Raw genomic sequence first — 18,104 nt, forward strand, 5'->3', positions numbered from 1 at the left:
AAGTGACCAAATACACGAATGTGCGAGGTCTGTCGCGTGGCTTGCAGGTGCTGCAGGCCCTCAACTCGATGGACAGCGGACGCGCGACGAGCCAGCAGATCAGCGATCTGACCGGCCTGCATCGCACCACCGCGCGGCGGCTGCTCGAAACGTTGATGGAGGAAGGCTTCGTGCGGCGCAGCGAGTCGGACGACAGCTTCCGGCTCACGCTGAAGGTGCGCGCGCTGAGCGAAGGCTTTACCGACGACGAACGCATCGCGACCATCGCGCCGCCGGTCATGGGGCGTCTGCTGCAACGCGTCGCGTGGCCGTCGGACCTGACCACGCCCGACGGCGACGCGATGATCATCCGCGAGACCACGCACCGTTTCAGTCCGCTGTCGTTTCATCGCGCGATGGTCGGCCGCCGTCTGCCGATCCTGCTGACCGCGGCGGGCCGCGCGTACTTCGCGATGTGCCCCGACGAGGAGCGCGAGGACATTCTCGATCTGCTGCGCGCAGGCGCGGGCGGCGAGGAGCAGAAGGCGCTCGCGTCGAACGACGCGTTGATCCGCAGCCTCGTGCGACGCGTGCGCGCGGATGGGTTCGGCTCGAATCACGGCGACTGGGTGGACCAGGGAAAAATCGGCGCGGTCGCCGTCGCGATCGTGTTCGAGGAACGGGTGCTCGCGAGCTTGAACGTGGTGTTTCTGTCGCGCGCGGTGTCGCTCGCGGAAGCGAAGCGGCGCTATGTACCAGAGCTGCAGACGGCGGCGCGCGAGATGGTCGACGAACTCGCAGCACAGACCAGCGCGAGCGGCGAGCGCGCATAACCACCGCCTGCGCAACCTTAACAAAATCTTAAGAGATTAATTGCTAAAGCAGCGTACGAGGCACAACCTTAACAAGCACTTAAGGCCCGCGAAAAATAGGAAAAATATAGTTCTCAAGCACTCTTGAACGACGCCGATAGACAGAACGCAGTACTCGTCTTTTACCAGGAGAAACAATGTCTATTCAGGCGGTGGGTCAAACCACGGCAGGGGCCGTGGGCGCGGCTGTCACGTCGAGTTCCGGCTCGACTGCGGCATCGACATCGACGGTGCCTACATCCAGCACGAGCGGTTCATCATCAACAGGATCGACGAGCGGCACCACGTCGTCGTCATACACCGTCAACATCAGCAGCGCGGCGCGCGCCCTGCTCGCGGAAGCCAGCGAAACCTCGGTTCAAACCGCACAGGAAGCGGCAAACGGCGATCACCAGGCTCAACGCCTGCTCGCCAAGGAGACTGCGGCCAAAGCCGGCTAACCAGGCCGACCATCAGGCCGCATAAAAAAAGACCGCCGCGCTAAATCCGCGGCGGTCTTCTCGGCATTCAAATACTCGCAGGAAGTCCCGCAACTCAGAATCGCGTGCGAATACCCGTCGTCAATTCCAGCTGGTTCTTCGCGCCAAACGTCGTCGCGACGACATAGCCGTTGTGAAGCTTCATATAGTCGCCGGCCACGTACAGTTCGGTGCGCTTCGACATGTGATAGAACATCGACGCGTACAAGGTTTCCTTATAGCCGCTGCCCGTGCCGGTGTCGGGATTGAATGCGAGGTTCGCATTCGCGGTGCCGCCGTTATCGGCGAACGCCGCGTTCGATGCATGCATCTGCTGGTAACCGATTGCGTAGTCGAACGGTCCCTTCGGCGACAGTTTGAGCGACACGGTCCACGCATTGTCATGACGTTGACCCAGCGCGCCCTGACCACCCGAGTAGTGGAAATAGCCGGCGTTCAGACGAACGATGCTGAACCTGTAGTTACCACCAATCGAATAGGCCTCGTTCGTGAAGCCGTTGTTGTTCACGTGGTTGTAGAACGCCGACATGCTGAACGGGCCGCCGTTATAGCCGAGCGCGCCGGTGTAGGTCGCGTTGGTGCCGAAGCTCGTCTGATTGCCGAATGCGTAGCCCGCGGCGGCGAATACACCGCTATCAAAGAGCTTTTTCCACACGATGCCGTTTTCATAACGCGTGCCGGTCGCACTGCCCGCGTAGAAAATCAGTTGCTTGAAGTTATTGGCGTTGGTCCAGCCGCCTTCTTCGGTGGTCAGGTTGGCGTTGCCATACGGGTCGCCGTAAATCGCGGCAGCGTCACGCGCCACGGTGTTCTGGAAACCGGCCGTGACCTTGCCGAACGTGTCGCTTTCGAAGCCGACCCATGCGTCGCGATCGAAGATCTGACCCGGGTCTTCCATTGCGCCGTCGCTCACGCGGTATTCCGCTTCGAGGCGGAAGATCGCCTTGAGGCCGCCGCCGAGATCTTCCGCGCCTTTCATGCCGAAGCGGCTGCCGCTGAACCACGGTTCGCCGTTGATACCCATCGAAATGACGTGCTTGCCGTCGGCATTCGCGTTGGTCTGATACGACACCACGCTCAGATCCATCAAGCCATAAAGCTGCACGCTCGACTGCGCGTGAGCGCTGCTCATGGCCACCGCGCTACCGCCCGCTACCAGCAACATCCGGGTCTTGTTCCCCATCTTCTCCTCCGCTCCATCTGTGTTGAATTGATCCGACATCGGCTTGCATCGCGCAATGCCAGAATAGTCAGATCAACCCTTCACGCCTCTTTCGCGAAAGAGCGGTTGAAGTCGGTGAAAACACTGAAACCGTGGGAAATTAACAACAGAAGACGGGCAGATGAGAGGCGCTTCTATCGCGCTGTCACCTTAGGGCGACGCAAATGCTTCGCTCGGTTCTTCTTCGCGCAAGATATAGCCGAGTCCGCGCAGCGTCATGATTTTCGCGGTCGATGCCGCGAGATGCTTGCGCAGCCGGTGAATATAGATATCGATCGCGTCCGCGCTCGGCTCTTCGTCGAGGGTGAAGATCTTGTCGATCAGCGTGGCTTTGGAAACGGTCTTGCCCTGCTTCAATATCAGCGCTTCGAGGATCGCGTGTTCGCGGCGGCGCAACGGCAGGCGTTCGTCGCGCAGCACGAATTCGCGGGAATCGAACAGATAGCGCAGATCGCCGCATTCGGTCGACTGTCCTCTGTCGCCCGCGGCCTGACGGCGAATCAGTGCCTTGATACGCGCCACCAGTTCGCGCGCATCGAAGGGCTTGACGACATAGTCGTCGGCACCGGCCGAAAAGCAGGCCACCTTGTCGTCTGTCGAGCCATTCGCGGTCAGCATCAGCACCGGCACGTCGTCGCGCTTGCGGCGCAACCTCGCGAGCACCTCCTTGCCGCTCATGCCGGGCAGACGCAGATCGAGCAGCACCGCGTCATAGCATTGCAGGCCGAGCAGCGTCTCCGCGCTTTCGCCGTTCTGCGCCCAGTCGATCGCGAATTGTTCGACCTGCATCAGGTTCATCACCCAGCGCGCGAGGTCCGCGTCATCTTCCACGAGCAGCAGTTTCATCGTCATCCTCTCTTTTGCGGGTCGCGCAGCGTCAGGTCGCGCCGGTCCATAAGCGCATCTCGACGGTCGCGACGAGGCCCGCGCCGCCTTGATTCGATGCGAGCGTCACGCTGCCGCCCTGGCGATGCGCAATCTCGCGCACGATCGGCAAGCCGAGCCCCGTGCCTTCCGCATGACTCGACGCGCGATAGAAGCGCTCGAACACGCGTTCGCGTGCATCGGCCTTGATGCCGGGTCCGTTGTCGATCACGCGCACGATCGCCATCGCGTCGCGCCGCTGCGTTTCGACCGTGACGCGACCGCCCGCCTGCGTATAGCGCAGCGCGTTGTCCACCAGATTCGTCACCAGCGCCGCGGTCAATGCTTCGTCGCCGGTCACGTACAGGCCGTCGTCCAGCTCCGCGCCCAGATCGATTTCCCGCGACTGCGCAAACGCGATCAACTCCTCCAGCACGCCCGCGATCAACGCGCTCAGATCGATCCGCTCGCGCGCGTTCAGCGGCGCCGCCGACTCGGCCTGCGCGAGCAGCAACAGTTTGTTCGTCAGCGTGGTCAGCTTGCGGCTGCTCTTGTGCATGCCCGCCAGCGCTTCGGCGAGCGGGGCGTCGCGGTTATCGCGTTGCCGCGCGAACTGGATCTGCGCGAGCAGCAGCGCGAGCGGGGTGCGCAGCTGATGCGCGGCGTCGGAGATGAATTGGCGCTGCGTCGCCGCCTGTTGGCCCATTCGCGCGATGCACTGGTTGATCGCCTCGACGATCGGCCTCAGCTCGACGTGCAGACGGGCGACGCGAATCGGTTCGAGTTGCGACGCATTGCGATCGGCGACGTCGTCCTTCACCTTCATCAGCGGCAGCAGTTCGAAGGTCAGGCCGAGGTAGACGAACACCATCGCCAGTACCAGCGTCAGGACTTCGCCGGACAATTGCGGCCGCAGCAGACGCCACACCATCGCATCGCGCGAGCCCTCCGTCTTCGCGACCGTGACGATCACCTCCTCCGTATGTCCCGAATCGTAGAGCTGCCGCACGTACGCGACCGCGCGCGCCGCCTGGCCATCGGCGAAATGGGTGGAATAGAGCGTGGGCTTGTCGCTCACGTGCGGCGGTAGCGGCAAGTCGGGGATGCCCGCGAGCAGACGATGGCCGCTTGCCTCGACGCGATAGAAAACCGTGTCCTGCTCCGGCGATTCGAACAGTTCGAGCGCGGCGGGCGGAATCTGGATCGACACCGAACCGTTGTCCCAGTCGATATCCTCGCCGATGATCCGCATCGACGAAAGCAGCGCATTGTCCTGAACCAGGTCCGCGGTGTTCTGCGCGAAACGGTATGAGATGACGACGGAAATGGATACGAATGCCGCCAGTGGCAACAGCAGCCACAACAGCAAGCGTCCGCGCAAACTGCCTGAAAACACGATGTGCCGATCCTCTTGTGCGCGAAGCAAGCTCCGCGGTCAGCCCGCTTTCAAGGCTTCACGTCATTGACGAACTGATTGGTAAACGTGCGCGACAGATCGATATGCCGTCCCTTCACCGCCGGATTGAAACTCGACAGTACCTTCAGCACCGTCTGCGGACCGTCGGCGGGCATCCTGCCGTCGACGGTGTACATCGGCAGCGAGGCCTGCAACGCGCTGATATACAGCGCCCTGTCGTTGCCGATGTCTTCTGGCGGCATCTGCGCGGCGATCTGTTGCGCGCTGTGGGTTTGCATATAGCGCAGCGTTTTCACGAATGCACGCGCGAGTTTCGCGGCTTCGTCGGTATGCGCGTCCAGCCACGTGCTTTGTACGTAGAGGCTCGACGCCGGATAGGTGCCTCCGAGCGCGGCGCGCGTGCCGTCGACATTGCGCATGTCGACGAGCACTTTGGCGTCGCCCGCTTTCAATAGCTGGGTGACGGTCGGCTCGGTCGTCATGCCCGCGTGAATGCGTCCTTGCCGCATCGCCGCGATGAAACTGCTGTCCGCGCCGACCGGCAGCAGCGTGTATTGCGTGGCCGGCACGCCCGCGCGCTGCGCGAGGTATTGCGTAAGAAAACTCGTCGATGAGCCGAGCCCGGTCACACCGAGCGTTTTACCGCGCACGTCGGCCATGCTCCGGATCGAATCGGCCGATTTCGCCCCGACCAGTTGCACTTCACCGGGCACCTGGCTGAACACGACGATCGTCTTCACTTCCTTGCCGCGGGTCTGCAGATCGATCGTGTGATCGTAGAAACCGACCACGCCCTGCACCGCGCCGGCGAGCATTTCGTTTTCGCCGTCGATTCCCGTCGGCTGCGACAGTAGTTCGACGTCGAGCCCTTCCGCCTTGAAATAGCCGAGCTGCTCGGCAAGACGCGCCGGCAGATAAATGAGCTTGTTGGTGCCGCCCACCATGATCGCGAGTTTCTCCGGCTCGGCGGCTTGCGCCGGCGTCGCGAGTCTCGCGAGCGCGCACAGCGCGAGCGACGCCGCGACGGCGGCATAGGCCGCGCGCGAGAAACGCGTCGAGGAAAGCTTCATTGCGGGTGTCTCCGTTATCCTGCTTCTGGGCGCCGCGCGGGTCGCCTGCCCGTGATTCTGAAGGGGCCAACCCTTCCCGATGCTTTCAGCGCTGCGGATGTGACGCAAACCTCGGGTTTGTCCCGATCACTTCGGCGTAGCACGCGGAAACGTCACGGCGATATCCACGCCCTTGCCGCCCTCGCCCGCCTTCAGCGCGATCTCGCCGTGATGCGCGTCGGCGATTTCGCGCACGATCGCAAGACCCAGGCCCGTGCCCTCGGTATCCGTCGACGCACGAAAGAACGGCTCGAACACGCGGCTGCGCGATTCGGCCGGGATGCCGGGGCCGTTGTCGGTCACGCGGACCGTAACCGTCTTGGCCTCGGCGTCCGCACGCACCGCAACGGTCACGTGGCCGCCGCTGCCCGTATAGCGAATCGCGTTCTCGGCGAGATTCGCTATCAGTGCCTGCAACAGGCCGCGATGTCCGAGCACCGGCGCCGCGCCGTGCAATTCCGCGCCCAGATCGATCTCACGCGTCTGCGCGAGCAGCCCGAGATCCTCGACGACCTCCATCGCGAGCGGCACCAGATCGACGCGTTCCATCGCGAGTTGCGAGTTGTCGGCGGCCTCGGCCTGCGCGAGCAACAGCAGCTTGTTGGTGAGACCGACCATCGAGCGATTGCTTCGATGCATCGCGGCAAGCGCTTCGTCGAGTGCGGGATTGAGGCCTTCCTGCTGCCGCGCGAACTGCAGTTGCGTGCCGAGCAGCGTGAGCGGCGTGCGCAACTGATGCGCGGCATCGGCGATAAAGCGCCGCTGCGCCGCCACCTGCACGCCGAGCCGCGCGATGCACTGATTGATCGCATCGACGATGGGCCGCAATTCCGTATGCAGACGCTCGACGCGAATCGGTTCGAGCTGCATCGGATCGCGGTCGGCCACCTCGTCTTTCACCTTCATCAACGGACGCAACTCGAAGGTGAGCCCGATGCAAACCAGTGCGACCGCCAGCGCGATCATTTCGAGCTGGCGCACGAGTTGCGGCCGCCACAGCTGTTGCGTCATCGCATCGCGCGAGCGCACGGTCTTGCCGACCGTCACGCGCACGGGACGGGTCGCCCCGTTGTCGTACATGAGGCGCACGACGTCGACCGCGCGCACCTGCTGGCCGTGCAACTCGGTGTAGTACGAGTCCGGCACGTCGGGCGCCAGCGCCGGACGCGCCGGAAAATCCGGCGTCCCCGCGAGCAGTCGTCCATCGTCGACCCGCACGCTGTAAAACACCTGGTCGCGATAGGGCGACGCGAAAATCTCCAGCGCGGCGGGCGGTACGTCGACGCGTAGAAAGCCGTCGCTCCATTCGATCTCGCCCGCGATCATCCGCGCCGACGCGACCAGCTGATTGTCCTGCACGAGATTCGCGGTACGCCGCGCGTTGTCGTACTCGGTCTTGCCGGTCACGAACACATAGAGCGCGAGCGGCACGAGCAACCACCACAGCAGACGGATGCGCAGGCTATTGGCCATCGTTACTGGTCGTCTTCCCGCTTGCGCAGCAGATAGCCGAGCCCGCGCAGCGTGACGATCGCGGCCGAGCTGCCGTCGAGCTTCTTGCGCAGACGCGAAATGTAGATCTCGACGGCGTCCTCGCTCGGCTCGTCGGCGAGCGTGAAGATCGCGTCGACGAGCGCCGGCTTCGTCACCGTCTTGCCGAGGCGCAGGATCAGCGCTTCGAGCACCGAACGCTCGCGCGGCGTCACGTTCAGCGGCGCGCCCTTCAGCGTGAACTGGCGCGTGTCGATGTCGAACGACAGATCGCCGCACACCACCTCGCCCGCTTTCGACGGCGACTGCCGGCGAATCGCCACCTTGATGCGCGCGATCAGCTCGCGCACTTCGAACGGCTTCACCAGGTAGTCGTCAGCGCCGGCGCCGAGCAGCTCCACCTTCTCGTCGATGGAGCCGCTCGCGGTGAGGATCAGCACCGGCGTCGCGTCGCCGCGCTGACGCAGCCGGCGCAGCACGTTCTTGCCCGACAGTTTCGGCAGGTTCAGGTCGAGCAGGATCACGTCGTAGTGATTGGTGCGCAGCAGGCGGTCGGCTTCGTCTCCGTCCTGCACGGCGTCCAGCGCGAAGGCTTCCTGCTCCAGCATCTTCGCGAGCCAGTGCGCAAGCGTGGGGTTGTCTTCGATCAGCAGCAGCTTCATGGCGGCAACGGCAAAAGTCAGGCCGTCGATTGTGCCTTAAAACAAGGGGTCTGCGCGCGTGCCGTGTGGTTTGCGGCATACGTCCCGTGGCCGCCGCGAGCGCAGCGGGGATTCCCGCGCAGTTTGGGCGAACTTTCGGGTTAACACCCATGTTTTGCGCCAAACCCCGAAAGCTCGCAGAAGGTTTCGCATTTCTATAATCGCCGCCATTGACCCAGAAAAGCGCCGCGCACCACGGTCGCGGCGACCAACCTAAGGAGACTGCTTCATGCGTACCTTGCGCCAGATTGCCGCCGTGTCAGGTGTTGCGTTCGCCCTTGCCGCCGCTTCGGCCGCCGCTCACGCCGAGAAGATCACGATCATGGTCGGCGGCGCCACCAAGATCATCTATCTGCCGGCCAAGCTCACCGAGCAGCTCGGCTACTTCAAGGACGAAGGCCTTGACGTCGAGATCCTGTCGCAGCCGGCCGGCGTCGATGCGGAGAACGAACTGCTCGCGGGCGCGGTGCAAGGCGTGGTCGGCTTCTACGATCACACGATCGACCTGCAGAGCAAGGGCAAGGAAGTGCAGGCGCTGGTCGTGTTCGGCCAGGTGCCGGGCGAAGTCGAAATGGTCTCGACGAAGGCGGCTGATTCGCTGAAGAGCATGGCCGACGTCAAGGGCAAGACGCTCGGCGTGACCGGCCTCGGTTCGTCGACCAGCTTCCTCACGCAGTATCTCGCGCAGCGCGCCGGTGTGCCGTCGACGCAATACACGATGTTGCCGGTGGGCGCGGACAACAGCTTCATCGCCGCCGTCAAGCAAGGCCGTATCGACGCCGGCATGACCACCGAGCCAACCGTCTCGCAACTGTTGAAGACCGGCGATGCGAAGGTGCTGGTCGACATGCGCAACGTCGAAGGCACGCGCGCCGCGCTCGGCGGCACCTACCCCGCTTCGAGCTTCTACGTGCAGCGCGCGTGGGCCGAAGCGCACAAGGACGAGGCCGCCAAGCTCTCGCATGCGTTCGCGAAGACGCTGAACTTCATCGCGACGCATAGCGCCGAGGACATCGCCGCGCAGATGCCGAAGGACTACTACGGCAACAACAAGGACCTGTATGTGAACGCGCTGAAGGCGTCGCTGCCGATGTTCACGAAGGACGGCAAGATGCCCGCGGACGGTCCGGATACGGTGCTCAAGGTGCTGTCCGCGTTCAATCCGTCGGTGAAGGGCAAGCATATCGATCTCGCCAAGACCTACACCAACGACTACGTGTCGGCGCCGGTCAAGACCGCGTCGAAGTAACGCTTTTTTCATATTCACAGAACTGCGAGGCACCCGCCGATGAATCAACCTATGTCACGCGAGACGCCAGCGATCGAACTGCGCAACGTGTCGTGCCGTTTCATTTCCCCGGACGGCAAGGCCACGATTGCGCTGCGCGACTTCAGCATGTCGGTGGCACGCGGCGAATTCGTCGCGGTGGTCGGCCCGACCGGCTGCGGCAAGTCCACCACGCTCAGCATGATCACCGGCTTGCTGAAGCCGACCACCGGCGAAGTGCGCGTGATGGGCGCGCCGGTGGACGGCATCGATCCGCGCATCGGCTTCGTGTTCCAGGCCGATGCGGTGTTTCCGTGGCGCTCGGTGCTGGACAACGTTGCGGCCGGTCCGCTCTATCGCGGCCGGTCGAAATCGGCCGCCTACGACGAAGCGAACGAATGGCTGCGCCGCGTGGGTCTCGACAAGTTCGGCAAGCACTATCCGCATCAATTGTCCGGCGGCATGCGCAAGCGCGTCGCGCTTGCGCAGACCTTCATCAACAAGCCGGAAATCCTGCTGATGGACGAGCCGTTCTCGGCGCTCGACATGCAGACGCGCACGTTGATGCAGGACGAACTGCTGCAATTGTGGGGCGGCGTCGGTTCGGTCGTGTTCGTCACGCACGACCTCGAAGAAGCGATCGCGCTCGCCGACCGCGTGTTCGTGCTGACCGCGCGTCCCGCCACGCTGAAGAAAGTCTACGAAATCGATCTGCCACGACCGCGTGTCACGTCGGAGATCCGCTACGACTCCCGTTTCATCGAAATCTCGCGCGATATCTGGCATGACCTGCGCGAAGAAGTGCAGATCGGTTAATCAAGGAACGGCAAACATGTCTACACCCTCGCAACAGATGATGCCCTCGGGCATCGACCCCGCGTCGCTCGCTCAGGTCGAGCGCATCGCGCAGAAGAAGATTCGCCAGCGCCAGGTTCTGGTGGTTTCGCTGCGCATCCTCGTGCTCGTGGCCGTGCTCGGCGGCTGGGAATTGTCCGCGCGGCTGAAGTGGATCGACCCGTTCTTCTTCTCGATGCCGAGCGCGATCTTCGATCAGATCGTCGACTGGTTCGTGAACGGCACGTCGCAAGGGCCGTTGCTCACGCAGGTGTGGGTCACGCTCGAAGAGACGGGCCTCGGCTTCATCATCGGTTCGGTCGCGGGCATCTTCTGCGGCATCGTGCTCGGCCGCAATAAGCTGCTCTCCGACGTGTTCAGCCTCTACATCAAGATCGCCAACTCGATTCCGCGCGTCGTGCTGGGCTCGGTGTTCGTGATCGCGCTCGGGCTCGGCATGGCGTCGAAAGTCGCGCTCGCGGTCGTGATGGTGTTCTTCGTCGTGTTCGCCAACGCGTTCCAGGGCGTGCGCGAAGCGGATCGTTACATGATCGCGAATGCGCAGATCCTCGGCGCGTCGCGCCGCCAGGTGACGACCTCGGTCGTGATTCCGTCGGCGCTGAGCTGGATTCTCGCGAGCCTGCACGTGAGCTTCGGCTTCGCGCTGGTCGGCGCGGTGGTCGGCGAGTTTCTCGGCTCGAAGCAGGGCATCGGCTTGCTGATCTCCACCGCGCAGGGCGCGTTCAACGCGGCCGGCGTGTTCGCGGCGATGATCGTGCTGGCGGTGGTGGCGCTCGCCGCCGACTATCTGTTGACCGCGGTGGAGAATCGATTGTTGAAGTGGCGGCCGAGTTCGGTTTGAGCCGCGGCGACGCGAGTCGCCACCAGGAAGTGCGCTTCACGAATGCCGCTCAGTCTTTCGGACTGAGCGGCATTTTTATTTGCTGAAGCACATACTGTCTCCCGCCAACGAACTGTTTTTCATGATTCGTTGGCTCCCTCGCAACACTTCTTTCTTTCAATCCCCCCCACCGGAAGCCAACATCAGGCTACCAGGCCGTTCAGTGCGCTATGGCACATTCGATGCATACCCACCGCGCAAGTCAGGCGATCGCCAACAGCGATCGCGGATCGAAACGAGGTGAGCCATGTCGATTGCACAGAGTCAACGTCGGTCAACGAACGGGTACAGCGGCCCGTTCATGCGCGCCAGCAGTGCGAATCGCCGCCATCGTCGTGATTCGAGCGGATTCGTGCTGTTCGGCCTGCACACCGCCGGAGTGATCGGCCGCGGACCGAAGCGGCTCTGGCCGTACGTGTTGCCCTGGTTGCTGGCGATTCTGACGATCGGTTTCGTCTGCCTCGTCGTGCGCGGCGTGCTCACGCGCCAATTGCTGGTGCCGCCGGTCGAGACACCGCAAACGTTGACCGAGCGTGGCTATACGTCGAGCTTTCTGGCCGAGCGGATCATGTCGGCGATGAAGGAAATCGGCCAGGACGCCGAATCGATTCCGCACGACACGATGACCGGCAACGACGCGCAGCAGGACATCCAGATTCCGGGTCAGGAGATGTCGTACGCGACCACGGTGCGCTTCATCAAAGGCGTGCTGCAGCGCGACGATGTCGCCGTGCATGTCGGCATCACGAAGACGAATGGCAGCGCGGATTCCTATATCGCGCACGTGCAGATAGAACACGGCCCGTTCAACGGCCGCGAAAGCACGGTGCCGTTCGATGGGCGCGACCTCGACAAGTTCGTGCACGACATCGCGATCATGGCAATGCGCCTCGCCGAACCCAACATCCTCGCGAGCCATCTGTTCACGCAGGTGCAAAAGACCAAATGTTCGCTCGCGCAATGCGACTATCGCGAGATCGTCGGGATCTATGACGAAGTCCTCGCGCTGCCCTCATCCGAGCAAGCTCAATGGGCAGTCGCGGGCAAGGCGTGGCTGCTCGACAGTCAGCAGCGCTCGAAAGAAGCCGAACAGCAGATCCGCGAAGCGCTGACCCAGTACAAGCATTCGGCGGTGCTGCGCGCGGGTCTCGGCATCGCGCTCGAACAGCAGAACCGCATCGACGATGCGCTGAAGGAACTGCGGGCCGGCGCGAACGAAAAGTCGCGCACCGCTGAAAACCTGCGGCTGCTCGGCGATGTGCTGTTGCATTCCAGGACGCACGATCGCGAAGCACTCGATGCGTTCAGGCGGGCTGCCGAGATGAATCCCGACTCCGTCGACACGCTGCACGACTGGGCGGAGGCGCTCGTCAAGACCGGCCACTACGACGAGGCGATCGACAAGCTCTCGCATGCCGTCGCGTTGCGTCCCGATCGCGCGCCGTCCTACGTGGAATGGGGCCGCGCGCTTGAGCACAAAGGCGATCTGCTCGAAGCCGCACGCAAATACGCGCAGGCACTGCAGCTCGACGCCGGCACGCTGTCCGCGCGCGAACTCGATCTCGCGCGCTCGGTGGACGCATCGCCGGACGACGACACCCGGACATCGAGTCCCGAGCTGCGCGTCAAACCCGTTTCGCATCCAGTCACATCGTATCCGCTTCGGGCATCGCTCGATACGGTACGCGATGCTGCAGGACATGCGATGCAAGCGGCCTGAGCCGGGGGCATTCGTCATTTCAGTTGTCAACACAGCCGAAGAGGGGGCAGTTCGATGGACAGCTTCGAAGATGCATTCAAAGCCTTGATCGGAAACGAAGGCGGTTACAGCTTCAATCCGGCCGATCCCGGCGGCGAAACGATGTGGGGCGTGACGGCGCGGGTCGCGCGCAGCGAGGGCTATACCGGCGCGATGAAAGACCTGCCGCTCGATACCGCCCAACAGATCGCCAAACGCAGGTACTGGGATCCACTGCATCTCGACGAACTCGATCCGCGCGTGGCCTTTCAGATTTTCGACGCGAACTACAACGGCGGCCTCGTCGTGCTGTGGATGCAGAAAGCGTCCGGCGCGAAGGAAGACGGCAAGTTCGGCCGCGACACGCTTGATGCGGTCAAGAACGTCGACCCGATGAAGTTCGTGATGCGCTTTGCCGCGTACCGAATGCGCTATCTGAGGAACCTGCATTCGTGGCCGAATTTCAGCCGCGGCTGGATCGAACGTATGGCAGCCAACCTTCTCCTGGGAGCAGCATGATGGACTGGACCAAAGTAGCGACGAACATTGGCAGCACCGCCCCGCTTCTCGCCGGGCTCGTGGGTGGTCGGGTCGACGTCGGCGTGACCGCCGCCGCCGCGATCATCTCCCACGCGCTCGGCACGCCGAGCGATCCAGCCTATGTGGAACCCGCGTTGAACGATCCCGGCGCGCTCGAAAAGATCCGTCAGGCCGAAAGCGCGAACTCGCTGCAACTGCAGCAGTTGATGGTGACGGCCGCGCAGTCGAGCCTCGCACGCGATAGCGACATGACCCGCATCCTCACGAGCGACATCGCGAACGCACGCGCGATGGGCGTCGCCAATCGCGACTGGGTCCCGAAGGTGCTCGCGATGGCGGTCACCACCGGCTTCTTCGGCATTCTGCTGCTGATGGCGTTCCAGCCTCTGCCGGGCACCAACAAGGATCTCGTCAACGTGATCGTCGGCGCGTTGGGGACCGCGTGGATCAGCATCATCGGCTATTACTTCGGCACGTCGGTCGGCTCGATGCGCAAGACCGAATTGCTCGCGAAGCCGAGCGTGCCGATCACGCCGGATAGCGCGCTGACGTTGCGCGAACCGGCGTCGCAAGCGGGCTCGCCGGCACAGGCGGCGGCCGCGCCGTCTGCCGACAACTTCCCGTCGTTCGCACCGGGCGGGCAAGGCCCGATCTTTTCGGGCGGCAGCTGAGTCGATGCTACGTTGAGCGAATCATGCACGCGAGGCAATACGCTGGGCGTCGCGTGCAGGTCCGTTTCAGGCGAAGCTCTTTCGCCAGCACGCGTTTTGCGCTAAGTTGGCATCGCGAAGTCCATCCCGTGCCGAGTGGAGCGATAAAAGATGAGTGACGTCGAGCAGAACGCGCAGAACGATCCGATCGAACACGTCGTGCTGCTGCTGATGGAGAATCACTCGTTCGACCAGATGCTCGGCTGCCTCGACACCGTGCACGACAAACTGGACGGTGTGCGCAACGCGGCAGGCAAGTCGAACGCGGACGGTCAAGGCAACAGCTTCTATCCGCGTGAGACGCGCGAGCGGCAGATGAAGCACGATCCGAATCACGAGCACAAGGCCGTGATGGAACAGATCGCCGCCGACAACAGCGGTTTCGTGCGTTCGTTCGTGAACGACTACCCGAAGAGCAGCCCCGCCGCGCGGCAAGACGTGATGGGCTATTACCCGCTTGGCTTTCTGCCCGCGCTGCACACGCTCGGTTCGCAATTCACCGTGTGCGACCAGTGGTTCTCGTCATTGCCTGGGCCGACGTGGCCCAACCGTTTCTTCGCGCTGACGGGTACGTCGAAAGGCGAGATCGGAATGCCTTCGGGACTCGACGGGCTCGAGCCGCACTGGTACACCGAGCAGGATCAGGACACGATCTTCGATCGGCTGAACGCCGCGCGCAAAACCTGGAGCGTCTATTTCTACGATTTCCCCGCATCGTTGCTGCTGAAGAACCAGCGACGCGCAGAAAACCTCGCGAATTACCGCTCTTTCGATCAGTTCTTCGAGGACGCGGCGGGACCCGCCAGTCAATTTCCGCAATTCGTGCTGATCGAGCCGAAGTACTTCGGCGAAGCGCAGAACGACGATCATCCGCCGCACAACATCATGAAGGCCGAGAAGCTGATCGCGGATACCTACAATGCGCTGCGCTCCAATCAGGCGCTGTGGGAGCGCACCTTGCTGGTGATCCTCTACGACGAGCACGGCGGTTTTTACGACCACGTATCGCCGCCGGCCGACGCGATCGCGCCCGACGACCACACCGCGAGCTTCGATTTCAAACGACTGGGCGTGCGCGTTCCCGCGATCCTCGTGTCACCGTGGTGCAAAGCCGACGTGTGCAAAGAACGATTCGATCATTGCAGCCTGCTGAAGTACCTGTGCGACAAGTGGCAAATGCCACCGCTCGGCAAGCGCACCGCGGCATCCGCCAACATCGGCGTGGCGATTCGTCGTGGCGACGGCGTGAGAACCGATACGCCGCCGTTTATTCGCGTGCCCAATCAATCGCTGATTGCGGAGCACGTCGAGCTGGAGCGCAAATCGTCGAATGGCAATCAGCATGGCCTGCATCATTTCGCCGACTTTCTGCATGCGGAACTGGATCGGCTCGCCGCCGAAGCGGTCGAGGCCGCCGCGCAACTGGCGCGCACCGGCAACGCATGGGTGCGCTTCAAGAGCGCGTTGGGCTCGCTGATGATGAGTCTCGGCCACTGGCTCAGCAAGGACTTCTACGACGCACGCGACCAGCGCGATGCGCGCACGAGCCAGGCGTTCACGCGCTTGCGGCAATCGGTCCAAGGCACGACGTCGGGCATCACGCGAAACGATCTTAAGGCTACGACTTCGGACGTCAGCCCGGTCGCGCAGAAATAGCAAACCGCATCGCCGCGGCGGCACGAAGAACGCCTCCGCGTTAACCCTAAAAGTTCCGCCTGTTTATATCGGAATTCGCAACAAACATTACCTGAATCACGACTTACTCCGTCCAGTTCGCCTATTTACAATGCAATCACTGACTACGAACAAGCAAGTTCGCAGCAAGACAAAACCCTGAACTGGAGGTAAATATCATGAAATCGCTGATTCAAGCCGTTGTCATCGCTGTCGCTGTCGCCGCTCCGGTCGCTGCTTTCGCGCAAGCCAACCAGCCCGTGACCCGTGCCCAGGTGCGCGCCGAACTGGTCCAACTGGAAAAGGCCGGCTATCAACCCGGTCACGCCGACCCGCACTACCCGGCTGACATCCAGGCTGCGCAAGCCCGCGTCGACGCGCAAAACGGCGTCGGCCAGGCCGCTACCGGCTTCGGTGGTGTGGTGAGCGGTACGTCGCAAACGAGCCATCCGGCTCCGACGACTGGCCCGAAGTCGGTCTACTTCGGTCAGTAAGCGCTAGGCAGCAGGCGGTTCGTCGAGCTCGATAGCTGTGTTGCCACGAAGCCCTACGGCGACACGAACCGCTAGCCCTTCCGAATAGCGCGTCCTTGCGACGCGCACCCCGATTCAAATGAACTGGCCCGCAGCTCGGGTATTTCCGAGCGCGGGCCAGTTCATATGTGGTTACCTCCGTCATCGGACTCCCGATGACTTCGCCCGGGCCTTAACGGTCTGGGCGCTTTTTCGCGGCGCTTTGCGTGCGCCGCGACGAATCCTCCGCTGCCGCCGCTCAGTCGCGCGCGATCAGATTGCCGACCTGGCCGCGCCCGGTCACGAGGCAACTCGACAGGAAGCTCTCGCTCTGCGCGCTCGCACCAGCGTCACCGAAGCCCTTTTTCAACGCGTCCGATTTGACGAGCGCCGCGCCCTGGTGACACGTAATCGTGCCCACCTCGCCCGCCTGCGCACGCATCAACGCACGATCCGCCATCAAATAGCCAAGCAAAAGCACCAACGCAATATTGAACGCTTGTCGCATAGGTCGCCTCCTTTTCGAAAAGACTAACGCGAAGCGCGAATGCAGTGGCCTAGGGCTTTCCCGATTGTTGACGATTCAATGATCCAGAATAAATAGCGGGTACTTCGATTGTTTCGTAGTGCCTTGAAGCGATTCAGTTTTATTCGATGCGCGTAGACGTGCGTGCAATCGTAGGCGTTTACGCCTACAGCCGCGTTTCGATCCGCGCGATGCGGTTATTGATCGCATTGCGCACCAGCGCATTCGACGGCACCAGCAGCAGCGACGACGCGATGATCCGATACACGTCACGGCGCGTCACCTTCGATACTTTTGCCGGATCGAGCCACGCGTCGTTATCCGCGAGCAGCAGCAGGGTGTCGAGGCCGATCAGGATCGGCCACAGGCAGGCGAGCCGCAAGCGCACGGCACTCGCCGGAATCGCAAGCGTATAGTCGAGCGCCGCGCGGAAATGATCGAGCGTCTTGCGCAGAAGTTCGACGAGCAACGGCCGCGCGCGCATCGAATTGGCCGGTTGCAGCAGATCGCGCGCGCTCAGACCGTGGCCTTCGAGCATGCTCTGCGGCAGATAGCAGCGGCCGATGCGCAAGTCCTTGCCGCAATCGCGCAGCACATTGGTCATCTGCAACGCCTTGCCGAAACGCACGCCACGCTGCTTCATCGTGTCGAGTCGTTCTTTCAGCGTGCCCGGCATGTGTGCGTAAGTCATCGTGGTCCAGAACTCGCCCACGCAGCCCGCGACCAGATACGTATAGCGATCGAGTTCGTCGTATTCGCGCAGCGCCGCGAGCTGACCGGAGCGCTCGTCGGGGAACGTGCGCAGATCGAATTCCATGCCCTCGGTCAGCGTCGTGACGATCGCGCGCACCGCGTGGCGGTCTGACTCGCTCAGTTGCGCGAGCACGTCGAGCGCGGGGCTCAACGATTCGAGCAGCAGCTTTTCATCCGACTGCGACTGCTGGCCCGCGACCTCTGCGGCGATACGCTGGAACGGCGCGCTGTCGACGGCCACGCCATTGACCTGATCGCGCAGCGCGAGCAGCAATTCGAGGCGTCGACCCGGAGCAATCAGCGAGGTGTCCGCAATCGTATCGGCCGCGCGCGCGAGCAGATACGCAAGGCCGATCGGATCGCGCATGCCGATGGGCAGCACACGCAGCGTCAGATAGAAGGAGCGTGAAACGCCTTTCAGGAGCGGGCCGAGAAGAAAGGCCCGGGTCGGATTCGGCATGGGTTGGACTGGTTGGCAAATAGGCGGGTGAAACGCCGCGGGGATCGGGCGCTGC

Annotated in this window: 18 protein-coding genes; 10 read left to right on the forward strand and 8 right to left on the reverse strand. The window is 62.9% G+C overall.

The genetic code is table 11. The features are described from left to right. Positions 1–2: 2 nt before the first annotated feature. Together EVC45_RS30315 and EVC45_RS30320 are read left to right on the forward strand one after the other, a co-directional pair. Entirely contained in the window at positions 3–812 is an 810-nt protein-coding gene (locus EVC45_RS30315) for a DNA-binding transcriptional regulator (RefSeq protein WP_129961860.1), read from the forward strand. Positions 813–988: 176 nt separating this feature from the next. Continuing rightward, the gene (locus EVC45_RS30320; RefSeq protein ID WP_129961861.1) at positions 989–1,291 is read left to right on the forward strand and encodes a hypothetical protein; all 303 of its coding nucleotides are present in this window, start codon (positions 989–991) and stop codon (positions 1,289–1,291) included. A 94-nt stretch (positions 1,292–1,385) separates the two neighbouring features. Here the strand turns inward: EVC45_RS30320 and EVC45_RS30325 are convergent, their stop codons facing one another. The 6 genes from EVC45_RS30325 to EVC45_RS30350 form a co-directional block, all read right to left on the reverse strand. Then, positions 1,386–2,513 (reverse strand): porin, encoded by a 1,128-nt coding sequence (locus EVC45_RS30325; RefSeq protein WP_248295319.1) that lies wholly within the window; start codon positions 2,511–2,513, stop codon positions 1,386–1,388. Positions 2,514–2,702: 189 nt separating this feature from the next. Further along, positions 2,703–3,398 (reverse strand): response regulator transcription factor, encoded by a 696-nt coding sequence (locus tag EVC45_RS30330; protein ID WP_129961862.1) that lies wholly within the window; start codon positions 3,396–3,398, stop codon positions 2,703–2,705. Positions 3,399–3,429: 31 nt separating this feature from the next. Beyond that, positions 3,430–4,812, reverse strand: a complete 1,383-nt coding sequence (locus EVC45_RS30335) for a sensor histidine kinase (RefSeq protein ID WP_129961863.1) — start codon at positions 4,810–4,812, stop codon at positions 3,430–3,432. Between the two features lie 50 nt (positions 4,813–4,862). Beyond that, on the reverse strand, positions 4,863–5,903 hold the full coding sequence (locus tag EVC45_RS30340) for an ABC transporter substrate-binding protein (protein WP_129961864.1): 1,041 nt from the start codon (positions 5,901–5,903) through the stop codon (positions 4,863–4,865). Positions 5,904–6,029: 126 nt separating this feature from the next. Then, positions 6,030–7,415 carry a sensor histidine kinase gene (locus tag EVC45_RS30345; RefSeq protein WP_129961865.1) on the reverse strand — a complete coding sequence of 462 codons (1,386 nt, stop codon included), beginning with the start codon at positions 7,413–7,415 and terminating at the stop codon, positions 6,030–6,032. A 2-nt stretch (positions 7,416–7,417) separates the two neighbouring features. Continuing rightward, complete coding sequence (locus EVC45_RS30350; protein ID WP_018423692.1) at positions 7,418–8,095, reverse strand: response regulator; 678 nt, start codon at positions 8,093–8,095, stop codon at positions 7,418–7,420. 268 nt (positions 8,096–8,363) lie between these two features. Between EVC45_RS30350 and EVC45_RS30355 the strand changes: the two genes are divergently transcribed. The 8 genes from EVC45_RS30355 (at position 8,364) to EVC45_RS30390 (ending at position 16,292) form a co-directional block, all read left to right on the forward strand. Beyond that, the gene (locus EVC45_RS30355; RefSeq protein WP_129961866.1) at positions 8,364–9,383 is read left to right on the forward strand and encodes an ABC transporter substrate-binding protein; all 1,020 of its coding nucleotides are present in this window, start codon (positions 8,364–8,366) and stop codon (positions 9,381–9,383) included. A 39-nt stretch (positions 9,384–9,422) separates the two neighbouring features. Beyond that, positions 9,423–10,217 carry an ABC transporter ATP-binding protein gene (locus EVC45_RS30360; protein WP_129961867.1) on the forward strand — a complete coding sequence of 265 codons (795 nt, stop codon included), beginning with the start codon at positions 9,423–9,425 and terminating at the stop codon, positions 10,215–10,217. A gap of 16 nt (positions 10,218–10,233) precedes the next feature. Further along, the gene (locus tag EVC45_RS30365; protein WP_129961868.1) at positions 10,234–11,097 is read left to right on the forward strand and encodes an ABC transporter permease; all 864 of its coding nucleotides are present in this window, start codon (positions 10,234–10,236) and stop codon (positions 11,095–11,097) included. Positions 11,098–11,383: 286 nt separating this feature from the next. Further along, on the forward strand, positions 11,384–12,856 hold the full coding sequence (locus EVC45_RS30370; RefSeq protein ID WP_129961869.1) for a tetratricopeptide repeat protein: 1,473 nt from the start codon (positions 11,384–11,386) through the stop codon (positions 12,854–12,856). A gap of 54 nt (positions 12,857–12,910) precedes the next feature. Next, positions 12,911–13,393 (forward strand): glycoside hydrolase family 108 protein, encoded by a 483-nt coding sequence (locus EVC45_RS30375; protein ID WP_129961870.1) that lies wholly within the window; start codon positions 12,911–12,913, stop codon positions 13,391–13,393. After that, positions 13,393–14,085, forward strand: a complete 693-nt coding sequence (locus tag EVC45_RS30380; protein WP_129961913.1) for a hypothetical protein — start codon at positions 13,393–13,395, stop codon at positions 14,083–14,085. The genes EVC45_RS30375 and EVC45_RS30380 overlap by 1 nt, the downstream gene beginning before the upstream one ends. Positions 14,086–14,235: 150 nt before the next feature. Continuing rightward, positions 14,236–15,780 (forward strand): alkaline phosphatase family protein, encoded by a 1,545-nt coding sequence (locus EVC45_RS30385; protein ID WP_129961871.1) that lies wholly within the window; start codon positions 14,236–14,238, stop codon positions 15,778–15,780. 197 nt (positions 15,781–15,977) lie between these two features. Next, positions 15,978–16,292 (forward strand): DUF4148 domain-containing protein, encoded by a 315-nt coding sequence (locus EVC45_RS30390; protein WP_129961872.1) that lies wholly within the window; start codon positions 15,978–15,980, stop codon positions 16,290–16,292. A gap of 277 nt (positions 16,293–16,569) precedes the next feature. Here EVC45_RS30390 and EVC45_RS30395 read toward each other — a convergent pair whose 3' ends face one another. Both EVC45_RS30395 and EVC45_RS30400 read right to left on the reverse strand, forming a co-directional pair. Beyond that, positions 16,570–16,818: a hypothetical protein gene (locus EVC45_RS30395; protein WP_129961873.1), complete on the reverse strand. Its 249-nt coding sequence runs from the start codon at positions 16,816–16,818 to the stop codon at positions 16,570–16,572. 184 nt (positions 16,819–17,002) lie between these two features. Further along, a complete protein-coding gene (locus tag EVC45_RS30400) occupies positions 17,003–18,049 on the reverse strand; it encodes a phytoene/squalene synthase family protein (RefSeq protein ID WP_129961874.1) in 1,047 nt (348 codons plus the stop codon). Positions 18,050–18,104 lie beyond the last annotated feature (55 nt).

Source organism: Paraburkholderia sp. UYCP14C (genome assembly GCF_004197395.1).
Lineage (GTDB): Bacteria > Pseudomonadota > Gammaproteobacteria > Burkholderiales > Burkholderiaceae > Paraburkholderia.

Bases quoted from the DNA above. Each gene is read 5' to 3' on its own strand.
- EVC45_RS30375 (WP_129961870.1), top strand. From the start codon at position 12,911: ATGGACAGCTTCGAAGATGCATTCAAAGCCTTGATCGGAAACGAAGGC.
- EVC45_RS30380 (WP_129961913.1), top strand. From the start codon at position 13,393: ATGGACTGGACCAAAGTAGCGACGAACATTGGCAGCACCGCCCCGCTT.
- EVC45_RS30320 (WP_129961861.1), top strand. From the start codon at position 989: ATGTCTATTCAGGCGGTGGGTCAAACCACGGCAGGGGCCGTGGGCGCG.
- EVC45_RS30350 (WP_018423692.1), bottom strand. From the start codon at position 8,095: ATGAAGCTGCTGCTGATCGAAGACAACCCCACGCTTGCGCACTGGCTC.
- EVC45_RS30400 (WP_129961874.1), bottom strand. From the start codon at position 18,049: ATGCCGAATCCGACCCGGGCCTTTCTTCTCGGCCCGCTCCTGAAAGGC.
- EVC45_RS30330 (WP_129961862.1), bottom strand. From the start codon at position 3,398: ATGAAACTGCTGCTCGTGGAAGATGACGCGGACCTCGCGCGCTGGGTG.
- EVC45_RS30390 (WP_129961872.1), top strand. From the start codon at position 15,978: ATGAAATCGCTGATTCAAGCCGTTGTCATCGCTGTCGCTGTCGCCGCT.
- EVC45_RS30370 (WP_129961869.1), top strand. From the start codon at position 11,384: ATGTCGATTGCACAGAGTCAACGTCGGTCAACGAACGGGTACAGCGGC.
- EVC45_RS30385 (WP_129961871.1), top strand. From the start codon at position 14,236: ATGAGTGACGTCGAGCAGAACGCGCAGAACGATCCGATCGAACACGTC.
- EVC45_RS30365 (WP_129961868.1), top strand. From the start codon at position 10,234: ATGTCTACACCCTCGCAACAGATGATGCCCTCGGGCATCGACCCCGCG.
- EVC45_RS30345 (WP_129961865.1), bottom strand. From the start codon at position 7,415: ATGGCCAATAGCCTGCGCATCCGTCTGCTGTGGTGGTTGCTCGTGCCG.
- EVC45_RS30360 (WP_129961867.1), top strand. From the start codon at position 9,423: ATGAATCAACCTATGTCACGCGAGACGCCAGCGATCGAACTGCGCAAC.
- EVC45_RS30325 (WP_248295319.1), bottom strand. From the start codon at position 2,513: ATGGGGAACAAGACCCGGATGTTGCTGGTAGCGGGCGGTAGCGCGGTG.
- EVC45_RS30355 (WP_129961866.1), top strand. From the start codon at position 8,364: ATGCGTACCTTGCGCCAGATTGCCGCCGTGTCAGGTGTTGCGTTCGCC.
- EVC45_RS30395 (WP_129961873.1), bottom strand. From the start codon at position 16,818: ATGCGACAAGCGTTCAATATTGCGTTGGTGCTTTTGCTTGGCTATTTG.
- EVC45_RS30340 (WP_129961864.1), bottom strand. From the start codon at position 5,903: ATGAAGCTTTCCTCGACGCGTTTCTCGCGCGCGGCCTATGCCGCCGTC.